The sequence below is a fragment of the Pantoea sp. B623 genome (assembly GCF_024814475.1).
GTDB classification, from domain to species: domain Bacteria; phylum Pseudomonadota; class Gammaproteobacteria; order Enterobacterales; family Enterobacteriaceae; genus Pantoea; species Pantoea ananatis.
In genome coordinates this window covers 2290369-2303202 of the sequence record NZ_JANUXM010000004.1, presented here as the reverse complement: position 1 = coordinate 2303202, position 12834 = coordinate 2290369, and the positions used below count along the sequence as shown (strand labels likewise).

Genomic DNA, 12834 nt, shown 5'->3' with positions numbered 1-12834 from the left:
ATTAAAAAGAGATGAGTACAGTTTCCGAAACGCCACGCTATGTGATTCGCGGCATCACGCTGTACGGCTTTGACAGCATGGCTTCATTTGTGGATTTCCTGATGCCGCATTCCGCTGTCCGGAGCGGCACGCTGGTGGCCATCAATGCGGAAAAAGTGCTGAATGCCGAGCAGGATGCAGCGCTGCGTGCTCAAATTCAGCAGGCTGAATTCAAATATCCGGATGGCATCAGCATTGTACGCTCTGTTCGCAAGAAATATCCGCAGGCCTCAGTACAGCGGATTGCAGGGGCCGATCTCTGGGAAGCCTTAATGGAACGTGCCGGACGCAACGGAACGCCGGTGTTTTTGATCGGCGGTCGGCAGGCAGTGTTGGACGAAACCTGCGATAAACTGCGTCGTCAGTGGAACGTGAATATTGTGGGTGCACAGGATGGCTATTTTGTCCCGGCGGAACGCGATGCACTGTTTGCCAGGGTTGCGGCCAGCGGAGCCAGGCTGGTAACGGTAGCGATGGGCTCTCCGCGTCAGGAACTTTTAATGGCCGAGTGTCAGAAGCACTGGCCTGAGGCGTTGTATATGGGCGTAGGCGGTACCTATGACGTGTTTACCGGTCATGTAAAGCGCGCGCCTGTAATCTGGCAGAAGCTTGGACTGGAATGGTTTTATCGCTTAATCAAACAGCCCAGTCGCCTACGCAGGCAGTTGAAGCTGGTGAAATATTTGCGTTATCACTGGCGTGGCGATCTGTAAGATCGCTGATTAACGCCAGGTTTTTCGCACGAGTAACGGCATAAATGCGTTAATTGTCGACGAAATGCACAAAGCGTAATCAAACGCGCTATTTTCTTTAAAAAGCACTAGACAGCGTGGGCGCTTATCTCTAGTATGCACATCCGCAACGGCGCTACGCGCCCGTAGCTCAGCTGGATAGAGCGCTGCCCTCCGGAGGCAGAGGTCTCAGGTTCGAATCCTGTCGGGCGCGCCATTTAGTTTGTGCGTAAGAGCTTCGGTGGTTTGAGTACCGCGTTAGTAACAAAGATTTAAATGCTGTGGGTTTGACTTGCAACATTCAGTACAGTGGTGGCTATAGCTCAGTTGGTAGAGCCCTGGATTGTGATTCCAGTTGTCGTGGGTTCGAGTCCCATTAGCCACCCCAGATTTTGCTGGGATACGCGAAGGTGGCGGAATTGGTAGACGCGCTAGCTTCAGGTGTTAGTGTCTTAACGGACGTGAGGGTTCAAGTCCCTCTCTTCGCACCAGGCAAAACAAAATAAAAAAATCGGCGAGTAGCGCAGCTTGGTAGCGCAACTGGTTTGGGACCAGTGGGTCGGAGGTTCGAATCCTCTCTCGCCGACCATTTTTAGAAACCTGTCTGCAAAGACAGGTTTTTTTTCGCCTGAATAAAAGTGGATGAGAACCTCCGAAGGAGGGTTGCGCCGAGCGCAGCGAGACAACGTTGCGAACGCAACGGCCCGAAGGGCGCGTCCCGCAGGGGCGCGTAATCCTCTCTCGCCGACCATTTTAGAAACCTGTCTGCGAAGACAGTTTTTTTTCGCCTGAATAAAAGTGGATGAGAACCTCCGAAGGAGGGTTGCGCCGAGCGCAGCGAGACAACGTTGCGAACGCAACGGCCCGAAGGGCGCGTCCCGCAGGGGCGCGTAATCCTCTCTCGCCGACCATTTTAGAAACCTGTCTGCGAAGACAGTTTTTTTTCGCCTGAATAAAAGAGGATGAGCACCGCCGAAGGCGGTTTGCGCCGAGCGTCAGTGAGACAACGTTGCGCAGGCAGTGTCGTCTTTCAGGGGCGAAAATCCGCTCAGACGGGCACGTCATTTCTCCCGGAAGTGAGTCAGAGCGGAGTCATAGTAATGGCTGTCGCAAAAATGAGACGCTTAAATTACTGTTTTAACACGGATTGACAAGTCTTTACCTTGTTTGTCGCCTGTATGCGACATCCATTGTCTGGTTTGTCGTAATAACACGACGCTCATCGCAAAGAGAAAGAACCCCAAAAAAAGCATTAAGATATAAGTGACTGATTTATAAAAATAATTAAAATAATAATAACAACTGGCATGGATTATGCAATAATTAACGCGTAGATGCTCATTCCACCTCTTATGTTTGCTTCGGCTACATAAACCTGGGAATGACGCAGAGCCAATTTTGGGTACCTGTTGTCTGCCTGCCTGTATCGCGAAAGTCTTACAGGGTTATCAGACACCACGTTGAGTCGGGTACCTCTCGGTTGTCTAACCGACCTGATCTTACACCTGCTTTTAGCAGGTGTTTTTTTTTGCCTGAAAGCGCAGACACAAAAAAACCGGGCGAGCCCGGTTTTTTACTTAACGCGATGCTGTGCTATCAGGCATCAGGGTTATTTTTCAGCGTCAGCAACAGGCCTTCACGACGCATTTTTGCCGCCTCTTCCGGACGGCGAAGGCGATCGTAAACGTCCGCCAGCCACGCGTAGTCAAAGGCGTCAGGGCGCTGAGCCAGTGCCTGCTGAAGTGCTTCCGCTGCCTGCTGCCATTCACCGTGGCGCATTAACAACTGCCCCAGGGTACTGTGCAACAGGGGCGTCGCGCCATGCTGTTTGATTTGCTGACGTAAGGCTTTTTCCAGTGCCTCTGGGTTGCCGCTCTTAATACGTGGCATCAGCAGCACCAGACGATCATCGTAATGACGTTTAAGCCCATCCAGCAAGATGTCCTGCGCGGTATCGTGGTCGTCACACTCAATCAAATGGTCAATCATCGCTACCTGCAATGATGTCTCATGGCGAGTTTTACGGCTCAGATTGCCCCACCAGCGCTTCAGTCCCTCGCTGCCCTGATCGGCCATCGCCTGGTTCATCAGGCCCAGCCAGGCCTGTTGCTGCAGCAGGGTGCGTTGCTCTTCTGTCCCGACCTCGGATTTTTCCATGGCGGGAAGAATATCCAGCAGTGCGCTCCAGGCGCTGGTGCGGACATATGCCTGCTCAGCCAGACGAAGTACTTCCGGATGACGAGGCGCGACTTCGAGCAGGCGATCGATGCTGTGGCGCGCTGCATGATCTTCATGACGCGCCAATTGAATGCGGGTACGGGTAATTTCGACCGGAATCACATCATTGCCAGCCAGCTCAGCCGCCCGTTCTAGGTGCTGGTTGGCCCGCATTTCATCTCCACGCTGTTGTGCGGCTTCTGCAGCTAGCAGGTAGTTAGCGACAGGCACATCAGCATGCTCTGCGTCTTTAGACAGCAGTTTTTCTACCTGTCTGAAATCCCCTTCCGCCAGTTTCATCAGGGCATTTTGCGTATGGCGCTGGGCACGACGACGCTTACGGCCAGTGAACCAGCCGCGGGTGCGCGCGCCGGTGCGAAATAAACGGCGCAGTATCCATTCCACAGCCAGGATCACAAGCAGGCTAATAATCAGGATGATGGACAGGCCCGTCACGCTGGTTTCAACGTTCCAGTTGTCGGTCTGAATCAGCACGTAGCCCTGATGACCCGCAATCATCGGCCCCAGTACAATGCCGGCAATCAGCAGAACAAAGAGGATAAATACCTTAAGCATGATTAGCCTCCCTGCTGATTAGCGGCGGCAGAAGGCTGTGCCATCAGATTACGAACGCGGGTTTGCATCAGCTTTTCAAGCAGCGGCTGGCTCTCCAGGCTGTCGGGCAGATCCATATTGATGTTCTGCTGGCTTAATTCATCCAACTGGGCCAGAAACGCTTTGGTTGAGGCATCATTGGTGTCATACCACGCGCGTACCCATGTTGAGACGGTTTCAAGCGACTGCTTGTAAATCTCTTCCTGGTGACGTGGTACGGCCTGAGCAGCGATGAGCAGGCGCGAGCGGATGTTCTCACGCAGATAAACATCCTGATTCGGTGCCAGCAGCGGCTGTGCGGTATTATCGCGACGGCGGATGGTAATAAAGTCATCCATAAAGTTATGCCAGCTCTTCACCAGATTCTGACGCCATTCACGAATGGAACTGGAAAGTTCACCGCTGTCGCTGTCCATAGGCGCATCATCGCTGTCGTTATCTGCCAGCCGCAGATTATCCACACCGTTTGATAACTGATTAAGTTTCAAAATGATGCCGTCATAATCCACCTGGGAGATGGCGGAGAGCGTACTGATATCCTGAGTTAACGCACGACGCACGTTCATGACGCTGGGATCGTTCATGTCTGCCAGGCTGGCATCTGCACTTTTCAGCAGCGCTGCAGCGGTGGTCACGTCCTGATCGCTCCACAATTTACGTCCGGCCAGCTTCACCAGGTAGTCAGCCTGGGCCACTAACCAACTGCGCACGTCATTACCTGAAATTGAAGCCATTTTTTCACGCAGCGTTTCCAGCTCTTTGGCCGATGCCGCCTGCTGTGACTGAGCGGTCTCTAATGCTTTTTCTGTCGCGCTCAACTGTTGGGCCAGCTGCTGTTTGTCGCTGTTTGCCTGTTTCTGCAGCGTGGACAGCTGATCACTCAGTTCCTGGTTGGTTTGTGCCTGCAGTTCGGCCTGGTGTTTATCGTTCAGGTATAACCCTGCGCCAATCGCCAGTGCGATGACAATCGCGACTGCTCCCAGCACCATGCCACCATTATTGCGATTGCGCGGTGATTTTTCCTGGGTAGAAGAGGGGCGATCAACCGCTGGTGTGGTTTCGTCAACCACGGCGGAGGTGTCTTTTTGTTCCGTCATATCTGGCACATCCCATTGTTAAGTTCAACATAACGCGCGCAACAGCGCATCGTTATCGGCACCATCGGCTACCTGAATAGTCTGCCAACCAAGATCGGCGGCCAGGGAAGCCAAACGTTCGCTGACGACGACTAGTCGACAGCGGAGCAGCCATTCCTCACGATCGACCTCGGGGAACAGCGAATACAGCTGATGCAGCATCTCACCGCTGGTCACGACCAGCGTGTGAATATTACGATCGCGCCAGCGACGGCCTTCGATGGCGCCGTCATAGTGTTTTTGGCAACGTTGATAGCACTCTGCATAGGTGACCTGCGCGCCACGTGCCACCAGCGTTTCTGACAGCAGCTCGCGGCCCTGATTCCCTCGAAGGATAAGCGCATGCTTACCCGCTATTTGCTGCAATGTCGCCAGTTTTATCAACTCTTCGCTGGTTTCATGCGCGTGAGGGTAGGTCACCTGCAGGCCGCTGATCGTATGAAAAGCCAAAGCGGTGCTGCGACCAATTGCATAATAGTCTACGTCAGCGGGCCATGCTTTGATGGCGTGCTGTGCAAAGTGAATAACCTGCTGCGAAAGGAGGAAAACGAGATCGCCGCGTTTCAACGTGGCAAGGGTGGCCGGTAACTGCAGGAGATCGTTACCCGGCGCGAATTCTATCAGCGGCAGGCTCCACGCCTGTTTACCCTGGGCGTGCAGGCGCGAGACCAGCTCCGCCGCTGCGGGTTCCGGGCGCGTCACCAGAATCGTCATACGGGAGGTTGCCCCTGATAAACGTCGCGCAGAATTTCACGTGCGCCACCGTTGAGCAACTCGTCTGCCAGCGAAATGCCCATTTGCTCTGCCTGATCGCGAGGCCCACGGCGTTCACCGCTCACCATGACGCTCCCATCGGGTGCACCCACCAGACCGCGAAGCCAGAGTTCGTCGCCTTCAAGTACGGCAAAGCTACCAATCGGAACCTGGCAGCCGCCTTCAAGTCGGGTATTCATGGCGCGTTCCGCTCTCACACAGACCGCCGTATCATCGTGATTCAATGCCTGTAACAGCGCAATTAACGTGCTGTCGTCTAACCGACATTCGATGCCAACTGCGCCCTGACCCACGGCGGGTAAGGAAATATCCGCAGGTAGCGGTTGGCGAATACGATCGGCCAGGCCAAGTCGATTCAACCCGGCGGCGGCAAGAATAATGGCGTCATATTCGCCAGCATCAAGCTTACTTAATCGTGTGCCCACGTTCCCGCGCAGCGAGCGAATCACCAGATCGGGACGTCGCGCGCTAATCTGGCACTGACGCCGCAGGCTTGACGTTCCAATGACAGCGCCCTGTGGAAGTTCATCAATTGACGCGTAGTGATTGGAGACAAACGCATCGCGCGGATCGTCCCGCTGGCAAATGGTGACCAGGCCCAGGCCTTCCGGAAATGCCACGGGCACATCTTTCATCGAATGTACGGCCAGATCGGCACGGTTTTCTAACATTGCCTGCTCGAGCTCTTTAACGAACAGCCCTTTCCCCCCCACTTTCGCGAGCGGTGTATCAAGAATGATATCGCCCTTTGTCACCATAGGTACCAGCTCCACGCGCAGGCCAGGATGGGCACTGATCAATCGTTGCTGTACATATTGTGCTTGCCACAGGGCAAGTGGGCTTTGTCGTGTAGCAATTCTGAAAATTTTGTTTAACATGCCGTTAACCATTTAGATCGTTCATCGAATATCCTATCATCGTTGAGGGAATGCTGTCAGTTTCAACGGATTGAAAAGAACCGCCTGCGGATTAAACCTGATATATCAGACAGTAATCTCAGGCCAGGCGCAGAGTGAGCGAAAAGTAGACGAAACCGTGCTAAAATGCAGGTAGCGTAACTTTCTTTACGGTCAATCCAGCGAGTGATAGATTGATCACGTTTCCAGCAATTATCTGCACGACATCTCTCTTATTAAGCGGCAGAGACTGGAAACAGGGTGCTTAAACTCCAGGACAACCAGGCGAAACGTCTTGTACCTCTATATTGAGACACTAAAACAGAGACTGGATGCAATTAACCAGCTGCGCGTTGATCGCGCACTCGCTGCCATGGGGCCCGCTTTTCAGCGAGTCTACAGTCTGCTTCCGATCTTACTACATTATCAACATCCGCTGATGCCGGGTTACCTCGAAGGTAGCGTTCCCCACGGCATCAACGTCTTCACGCCTGATGAAAACCAACTGCAGCTGCTTGCAGAGTTAACGGGCAAACAGGAACTCTCCCTGGTCGAAGCCCCTAAAGGTGAACTGCCTATCACTGGCATCTACTCAATGGGCAGCACCTCTTCCGTTGGGCAAAACAGCGTGTCCGATTTGGATATCTGGGTTTGCCATCAATCCTGGCTGGATAATGAAGAGCGCCTGAATCTGCAGCGTAAATGTGCGCTGCTGCAAAAATGGTGTGCCTCGCAGGCCATCGAAGTCAGCTTTTTCCTCATTGATGAAAACCGCTTCCGCCACAACGAAAGCGGCAATCTTGGTGGTGAAGACTGCGGTTCTACCCAACATATTTTGCTGCTGGATGAGTTCTACCGCACGGCGGTAAGAATGGCCGGTAAACGTATTCTGTGGAATATGGTGCCAGGCGAAGAAGAGCATCACTATGATGACTACGTGATGTCGCTGTATGCGAAAGGCGTGCTCACGCCAAACGAGTGGCTGGATTTGGGCGGCCTCAGCACGTTATCAGCAGAAGAGTATTTCGGTGCCAGCCTGTGGCAGCTGTATAAAAGTATCGATTCGCCCTATAAAGCGGTGTTGAAAACGCTGCTGCTGGAAGCTTATAGCTGGGAATACCCGGATACCAAACTGCTCGCGATGGATATCAAGCAGCGTCTGCACGACGGAGAAATCGTCTGCTTTGGCCTTGATCCTTACTGTATGATGCTGGAACGCGTTACACGCTATCTCACCAGTATTGACGATCAGCCCCGCCTTGATTTGGTTCGCCGCTGCTTCTATTTAAAAGTTTGCGAAAAACTCAGCAGTGACGATCACCCGCAGCGTAGCGGCTGGCGCCGTGAGATCCTGTCGCAGCTGGTTAAAGCCTGGGGCTGGGACGACGAAAAGATTGCTATTCTGGACAACCGTGCCGAATGGAAAATCGAGCGCGTGCGCGAAGCGCACAATGAGTTGCTGGATGCGATGATGCAAAGCTATCGCAACCTTATCCGCTTTGCTCGTCGCAACAATTTAAGCGTCAGCGCCAGCCCGCAGGATATCGGCGTGCTGACCCGTAAATTGTACGCCGCCTTTGAGGCCTTGCCGGGCAAGGTGACGCTGGTTAATCCGCAGATTTCTCCCGATCTGTCCGAATCCAATCTGACCTTCATTCACGTGCCGCCGGGCCGTGCCAACCGGCCAGGCTGGTATCTGTATAACCAGTCGCCGGACATGAGCTCAATCATCAGCCATCAGCCGCTGGAATATAACCGCTATCTTAACAAGCTGGTCGCCTGGGCCTGGTTCAACGGACTGCTGACCAGCAAAACGCGGCTGCACATTAAGGGCAATGAGCTATGCGATCTGGCGCGCCTGCAGGAACTGGTCGACGATGTCTCCAGCCATTTCCCGCTGCGTCTGCCTGCGCCCACGCCCAAGGCGCTCTACAGCCCGTGTGAAATCCGCCATCTGGCCATCATTGTTAACCTTGAGCACGATCCCACCTCGGCGTTTCGTAACCAGGTGGTGCATTTCGATTTCCGCAAACTCGATGTGTTCAGCTTTGGTCAGCAGCAGCAGTGTTTAATCGGCAGTATCGACCTGCTGTACCGTAACTCGTGGAATGAGGTGCGTACGCTGCACTTCAGTGGCGAACAGGCGATGATCGAAGGCCTGAAAACCATCCTGGGTAAAATGCATCAGGACGCTTCCCCGCCTGATACCGTTGAGGTGTTCTGCTACAGCCAGCATTTACGTGGATTGATTCGTACCCGCGTACAGCAGCTGGTGTCAGAGTGCATCGAACTGCGCCTTTCCAGTACGCGTCAGGAGCCAGGGCGGTTCAAAGCACTGCGTATGGCGGGCCAGACCTGGGGGTTGTTCTTTGAACGCATGGGCGTATCGGTTCAGAAGCTGGAAAACGCCGTTGAGTTTTATGGCGCCATTTCCAACAACAAGCTTCACGGCCTGTCGATTAAAGTCGAGTCTAATCAGACGCCACTGCCGCCTGTGGTTAACGGCTATGCCAGCGAAGGGATCATTCAGTTCTTTTTTGAAGATACTACCGACGATCGCGGTTTCAACATTTATATTCTGGATGAAAGTAACCGCGTCGAGGTCTATCACCATTGTGAAGGCAGCAAGGAAGAGCTGGTGCGGGACGTCAGCCGTTTTTACTCCTCGTCGCACGACCGTTTTACCTATGGCTCAAGTTTTATCAATTTTAACCTGCCGCAGTTCTATCAAATCGTGAACACAGGTGAACGTTATCAGGTCATTCCATTCAGAAATCAGGTCCTCACCGATCTCTGTGCCTCGCAGCCTGATAACGACAATAACGATTATCAGCCACGCTATCAGGTACATTGAGTTCGGTAAGCCCGCAATGATGCTATCTTCAGGGCTTGCCACAGCGCTCACGTGATTAGCTGGCATTTCCTGTTGCTTTTCCAACTTCAACTGCGATGATAAGCATCCAGGTCACAGGACATGAAGAGCATAAAGAATGAAGAAAGCGATAAGCCTGTTAGCAATGACAATGGCATTAACAAGCCTTGCAGGCTGTGGATTAAAAGGACCGCTCTACTTCCCGCCGCAGGACACGCCAAAACAAGCTGCGCCAACGTCAGCACCCACGCAAAAACAGAAAGCCGACGCGTCTAAAGCGGATGTAGGTGGTCTGGTGACGGGTGGTTCAAGCTCAAGCTCACAAATGAAATAACACTTATGGCGCATCCGGCGGAGCAAAAAATGCAGTTCTCCAAAATGCACGGTCTCGGCAATGATTTCATGGTTGTGGATGCCGTAACGCAAAATGTCTTTTTTTCGCCGGAATTGATCCGCCGGCTGTCCGATCGCCATCTCGGGATTGGCTTCGATCAGCTGCTGGTCGTTGAGCCGCCTTACGATCCCGATCTCGACTTTCACTACCGCATTTTTAATGCAGACGGGAGTGAAGTCGCGCAGTGTGGGAATGGCGCCCGCTGCTTCGCCCGTTTTGTTCAGTTAAAAGGGCTGACGAATAAAAGCGATATTCGCGTGAGCACCCAGGCTGGTCGCATGGTTCTGAGCGTGACACCAGACGATCTGGTACGTGTGAATATGGGCGAGCCAAATTTCGAACCCCAGCAGGTGCCTTTCCGCGCCAATAAAGCCGAAAACCTTTACCTGTTACGCGTGGCGGAACAAACGGTGATGTTTGGTGCCGTCTCCATGGGCAACCCTCACTGCGTAATCCAGGTGGAAAGCACGAAAACGGCCCAGGTTGAGCTTCTGGGACCGGTCCTGGAAAGCCATGAGCGTTTTCCGGAGCGCGTCAATGTGGGCTTTATGGAAATTATCAGCCCTGAACACATCCGGCTGCGTGTTTATGAACGCGGTGCAGGGGAAACCCAGGCGTGCGGTAGCGGTGCCTGTGCGGCGGTTGCCTGCGGTATCCAGCAGGGTATTTTAAGTCAGAAAGTACGCGTTGATTTACCAGGCGGCACGTTACATATCGCCTGGAAAGGCGTCGGACAGCCGCTCTACATGACCGGTCCGGCCACACATGTCTACGATGGGTTTATTCACTTATGAAAAATATCGAAGAGCAGGTGGAAAATACTGTCCTGCTGGACGATCAGGCCGTCAGTGATTATCTGCGTCAGAATCCTGATTTCTTTATGCGCAACGCCCGTCAGGTGGAACAGATGGCGGTACCGCACCCGGTTCGCGGCAGCGTATCGCTGGTGGAATGGCACATGGCGCGCCAGCGCAATCACATCCAGCGTCTGGAAGAAGAAATTACGCTGCTGATGGAGCAGGCGACCGCAAATCAACAGTTATTCTCACGTCTGCTTTCACTGCAAAGTCACCTGGCCGCCGCCAGCTCACTCCAGGATATGCTTAATCGCCTGCATCGCTGGGCGCGCGATCTCGGACTGGCGGGAGCCAATATCCGCTTGTTTAACGACAAGTGGCGACTGGGTGCGCCGTCTGACTTTGTGCAGCTTGGCCTGGCCCGTCAGGCTTTCGAACCGTTACGCATTCAGCGCTTCGGTAATGAGCAGCACTATCTGGGGAATATCAATGGCCCGGAGCTGCTGCTGCTGCTGCCTCAGGCAAAGGCCATTGGTTCAGTCGCCATGTCCCTGATGGGTGATGAGGGCGAGCTTGGCATCATTATCTTCAGTAGCCGTGACAGCCTGCACTATCAGTCGGGCATGGGCACCTTACTGCTTCAGCACCTTTCGCAGATGATACCTGCGCTGCTGGAACGCTGGGTGGAGCGCGCATGAGCAGCGTGTTGCAGGAGACCGTTGACGGCTTTCTGCGCCACCTGAAGGTTGAACGCCAGCTCAGCCCGCTTACCCTGAGCAGCTACGCGCGTCAGCTTGCCGCACTGGTGACAATTGCCGATGAGATGAAAATCAGCGCGTGGTCACAGCTCGATCCCGCCATGGTGCGGAGCATGGCGGCCCGCAGCCGTCGTGCAGGTCTGGCTGCAAGTAGTCTGGCATTACGTCTTTCCGCATTACGCAGTTTCCTTGACTGGCAGGTGAGCCGCGACATGCTGGCGGCTAATCCGGCGAAAGGGATCGCCACGCCGCGCAACGGTCGTCATCTACCGAAAAATATCGATGTTGATGACGTTAACCAGTTGCTGGAGATTGATCTCACCGATCCGCTGGCGATCCGCGATCGTACGATGCTGGAAGTGATGTACGGCGGAGGGTTACGTCTTTCCGAGCTGGTCAATATGGACTGCCGCCATGTCGATCTTGAGGCGGGAGAGGTTTGGGTTTTAGGTAAAGGCAGCAAGGAGCGGCGCGTGCCGATCGGTCGCACCGCCGTCAGCTGGATCCAGCAGTGGTTGCCGCTACGCACCGCGTTTAACCCTGGGGATGATGCGCTGTTTCTCTCCAGCCGTGGCTCTCGTATCTCTGCGCGCAACGTCCAGAAACGCTTTGCCGAGTGGGGAATTAAGCAGGGTATTTCCAGTCATATACATCCCCATAAGCTGCGCCACTCTTTTGCCACCCATTTGTTGGAGTCGAGTGGCGATCTGCGCGCGGTGCAGGAATTACTGGGCCATGCGAATCTGTCGACCACCCAAATTTACACCCATCTTGATTTCCAGCATCTGGCATCGGTGTACGATGCTGCGCATCCCCGCGCCAAACGAGGAAAGAGTGAATGAAGTTTTATCGCCCTCTGCGTGACATCAAAGCGATCACTTTCGATCTAGACGACACGCTCTACGACAACTATCCGGTGATCCGTAAAACCACGGAAGCCTCTCATGCTGCGCTGCAGGCTTTCCACCCGGCGCTGCGAGCCATAACGCCGGAAGACGTAGCCGCCTCGCGCAGTCAGTTACGTGCAAGCGAACCTGAGATCTACCATGATGTCTCTGAGTGGCGTCGGCGTTCAGTTGAACATGTCATGTGCCAGGCCGGGTTAACGCCATCCGAAGCCGCGGCGGGCGCGACGCAGGTTATGGATGTGTTCCATCAGTGGCGCAGCCAGGTCGATATGCCTGCTGAAACCCATGACACGCTGAACGCCCTGGCGAAAAAAGTGCCGCTGGTAGCGATCACCAATGGCAACGCGCAGCCTGAAAAACTCGGGCTGGCACACTACTTCCAGTTTTCACTCCGGGCGGGGCCAGACGGGCGCGCTAAGCCGTGGCTGGATATGTACCAGCTGGCCGCGCAACGTCTTAATATCGCCCCGGAACACATTCTGCACGTTGGCGACGATCTCACCACCGATGTGGCAGGCGCGATTCGTTTTGGCATGCAGGCCTGCTGGATTAACCTTCGTGAGGGTAATCTCATGCAGATCGAGGATGCCCGTCTGCTGCCACACGTTGAAATTTCCCAGTTGGCATCACTCACCTCGCTGTTATAATGGCTGTAAATTTATCCAGTCTTATGCTTCGCATTTTCTGACTCATTGGT

11 protein-coding genes, 4 tRNA genes and 2 other RNA genes are annotated in these 12834 nt (G+C 54.0%); 13 read left to right on the top strand and 4 right to left on the bottom strand.

All coding sequences use genetic code 11. From position 1 onward, the window contains the following. Window positions 1-11: 11 nt before the first annotated feature. The 7 genes from wecG to NXS97_RS12475 all read left to right on the top strand — a co-directional run bounded on the left by wecG (window position 12) and on the right by NXS97_RS12475 (window position 1681). Entirely contained in the window at window positions 12-752 is a 741-nt protein-coding gene (wecG, locus tag NXS97_RS12505) for a lipopolysaccharide N-acetylmannosaminouronosyltransferase (protein WP_013024063.1), read from the top strand. 158 nt (window positions 753-910) lie between these two features. Continuing rightward, window positions 911-987, top strand: a tRNA-Arg gene (locus NXS97_RS12500). Window positions 988-1082: 95 nt separating this feature from the next. Next, window positions 1083-1158: transfer RNA gene (locus NXS97_RS12495), tRNA-His, on the top strand. Between the two features lie 16 nt (window positions 1159-1174). Continuing rightward, a tRNA-Leu gene (locus NXS97_RS12490) sits at window positions 1175-1261 on the top strand. A 21-nt stretch (window positions 1262-1282) separates the two neighbouring features. After that, window positions 1283-1359: transfer RNA gene (locus NXS97_RS12485), tRNA-Pro, on the top strand. A 32-nt stretch (window positions 1360-1391) separates the two neighbouring features. Next, window positions 1392-1521: non-coding RNA, RtT sRNA (locus NXS97_RS12480), on the top strand. Window positions 1522-1551: 30 nt separating this feature from the next. Beyond that, window positions 1552-1681, top strand: a non-coding RNA gene (locus NXS97_RS12475) — RtT sRNA. A gap of 685 nt (window positions 1682-2366) precedes the next feature. On the opposite strand, the gene hemY is transcribed toward NXS97_RS12475, so the two are convergent. The 4 genes from hemY to hemC are packed head-to-tail and all read right to left on the bottom strand — an operon-like array spanning window position 2367 to window position 6390. Further along, window positions 2367-3563 carry a protoheme IX biogenesis protein HemY gene (gene hemY / locus NXS97_RS12470; protein WP_014606992.1) on the bottom strand — a complete coding sequence of 399 codons (1197 nt, stop codon included), beginning with the start codon at window positions 3561-3563 and terminating at the stop codon, window positions 2367-2369. A 2-nt stretch (window positions 3564-3565) separates the two neighbouring features. After that, complete coding sequence (gene hemX / locus NXS97_RS12465; protein WP_014595008.1) at window positions 3566-4699, bottom strand: uroporphyrinogen-III C-methyltransferase; 1134 nt, start codon at window positions 4697-4699, stop codon at window positions 3566-3568. Window positions 4700-4723: 24 nt separating this feature from the next. Continuing rightward, a complete protein-coding gene (gene hemD / locus NXS97_RS12460) occupies window positions 4724-5452 on the bottom strand; it encodes a uroporphyrinogen-III synthase (protein WP_014595009.1) in 729 nt (242 codons plus the stop codon). Then, entirely contained in the window at window positions 5449-6390 is a 942-nt protein-coding gene (gene hemC / locus NXS97_RS12455; RefSeq protein WP_024471032.1) for a hydroxymethylbilane synthase, read from the bottom strand. Before hemC ends, hemD begins: the two co-directional genes overlap by 4 nt. Before the next feature lie 313 nt (window positions 6391-6703). On the opposite strand from hemC, the gene NXS97_RS12450 reads away from it, so the two are divergent. The 6 genes from NXS97_RS12450 (at window position 6704) to yigB (ending at window position 12784) form a co-directional block, all read left to right on the top strand. Beyond that, the gene (locus NXS97_RS12450) at window positions 6704-9262 is read left to right on the top strand and encodes a class I adenylate cyclase (RefSeq protein WP_019106245.1); all 2559 of its coding nucleotides are present in this window, start codon (window positions 6704-6706) and stop codon (window positions 9260-9262) included. Between the two features lie 136 nt (window positions 9263-9398). Continuing rightward, a complete protein-coding gene (locus tag NXS97_RS12445; protein WP_013024069.1) occupies window positions 9399-9614 on the top strand; it encodes an LPS translocon maturation chaperone LptM in 216 nt (71 codons plus the stop codon). Window positions 9615-9643: 29 nt separating this feature from the next. Next, a complete protein-coding gene (gene dapF / locus NXS97_RS12440) occupies window positions 9644-10468 on the top strand; it encodes a diaminopimelate epimerase (RefSeq protein WP_015701292.1) in 825 nt (274 codons plus the stop codon). Continuing rightward, window positions 10465-11169 (top strand): DUF484 domain-containing protein, encoded by a 705-nt coding sequence (locus NXS97_RS12435; RefSeq protein WP_013024071.1) that lies wholly within the window; start codon window positions 10465-10467, stop codon window positions 11167-11169. Before dapF ends, NXS97_RS12435 begins: the two co-directional genes overlap by 4 nt. Next, window positions 11166-12071, top strand: coding sequence for a tyrosine recombinase XerC (gene xerC / locus NXS97_RS12430; protein WP_014595012.1), 906 nt, complete (start codon window positions 11166-11168; stop codon window positions 12069-12071). The genes NXS97_RS12435 and xerC overlap by 4 nt, the downstream gene beginning before the upstream one ends. Continuing rightward, complete coding sequence (gene yigB / locus NXS97_RS12425) at window positions 12068-12784, top strand: 5-amino-6-(5-phospho-D-ribitylamino)uracil phosphatase YigB (RefSeq protein ID WP_014595013.1); 717 nt, start codon at window positions 12068-12070, stop codon at window positions 12782-12784. Before xerC ends, yigB begins: the two co-directional genes overlap by 4 nt. Window positions 12785-12834: the final 50 nt, after the last annotated feature.

What these genes read in the sequence shown, in the direction of transcription:
- NXS97_RS12435 (WP_013024071.1), top strand. Translation starts at nt 10,465, where the DNA reads ATGAAAAATATCGAAGAGCAGGTGGAAAATACTGTCCTGCTGGACGAT.
- xerC (WP_014595012.1), top strand. Translation starts at nt 11,166, where the DNA reads ATGAGCAGCGTGTTGCAGGAGACCGTTGACGGCTTTCTGCGCCACCTG.
- dapF (WP_015701292.1), top strand. Translation starts at nt 9,644, where the DNA reads ATGCAGTTCTCCAAAATGCACGGTCTCGGCAATGATTTCATGGTTGTG.
- hemD (WP_014595009.1), bottom strand. Translation starts at nt 5,452, where the DNA reads ATGACGATTCTGGTGACGCGCCCGGAACCCGCAGCGGCGGAGCTGGTC.
- wecG (WP_013024063.1), top strand. Translation starts at nt 12, where the DNA reads ATGAGTACAGTTTCCGAAACGCCACGCTATGTGATTCGCGGCATCACG.
- hemY (WP_014606992.1), bottom strand. Translation starts at nt 3,563, where the DNA reads ATGCTTAAGGTATTTATCCTCTTTGTTCTGCTGATTGCCGGCATTGTA.
- yigB (WP_014595013.1), top strand. Translation starts at nt 12,068, where the DNA reads ATGAAGTTTTATCGCCCTCTGCGTGACATCAAAGCGATCACTTTCGAT.
- NXS97_RS12445 (WP_013024069.1), top strand. Translation starts at nt 9,399, where the DNA reads ATGAAGAAAGCGATAAGCCTGTTAGCAATGACAATGGCATTAACAAGC.
- hemX (WP_014595008.1), bottom strand. Translation starts at nt 4,699, where the DNA reads ATGACGGAACAAAAAGACACCTCCGCCGTGGTTGACGAAACCACACCA.
- hemC (WP_024471032.1), bottom strand. Translation starts at nt 6,390, where the DNA reads ATGTTAAACAAAATTTTCAGAATTGCTACACGACAAAGCCCACTTGCC.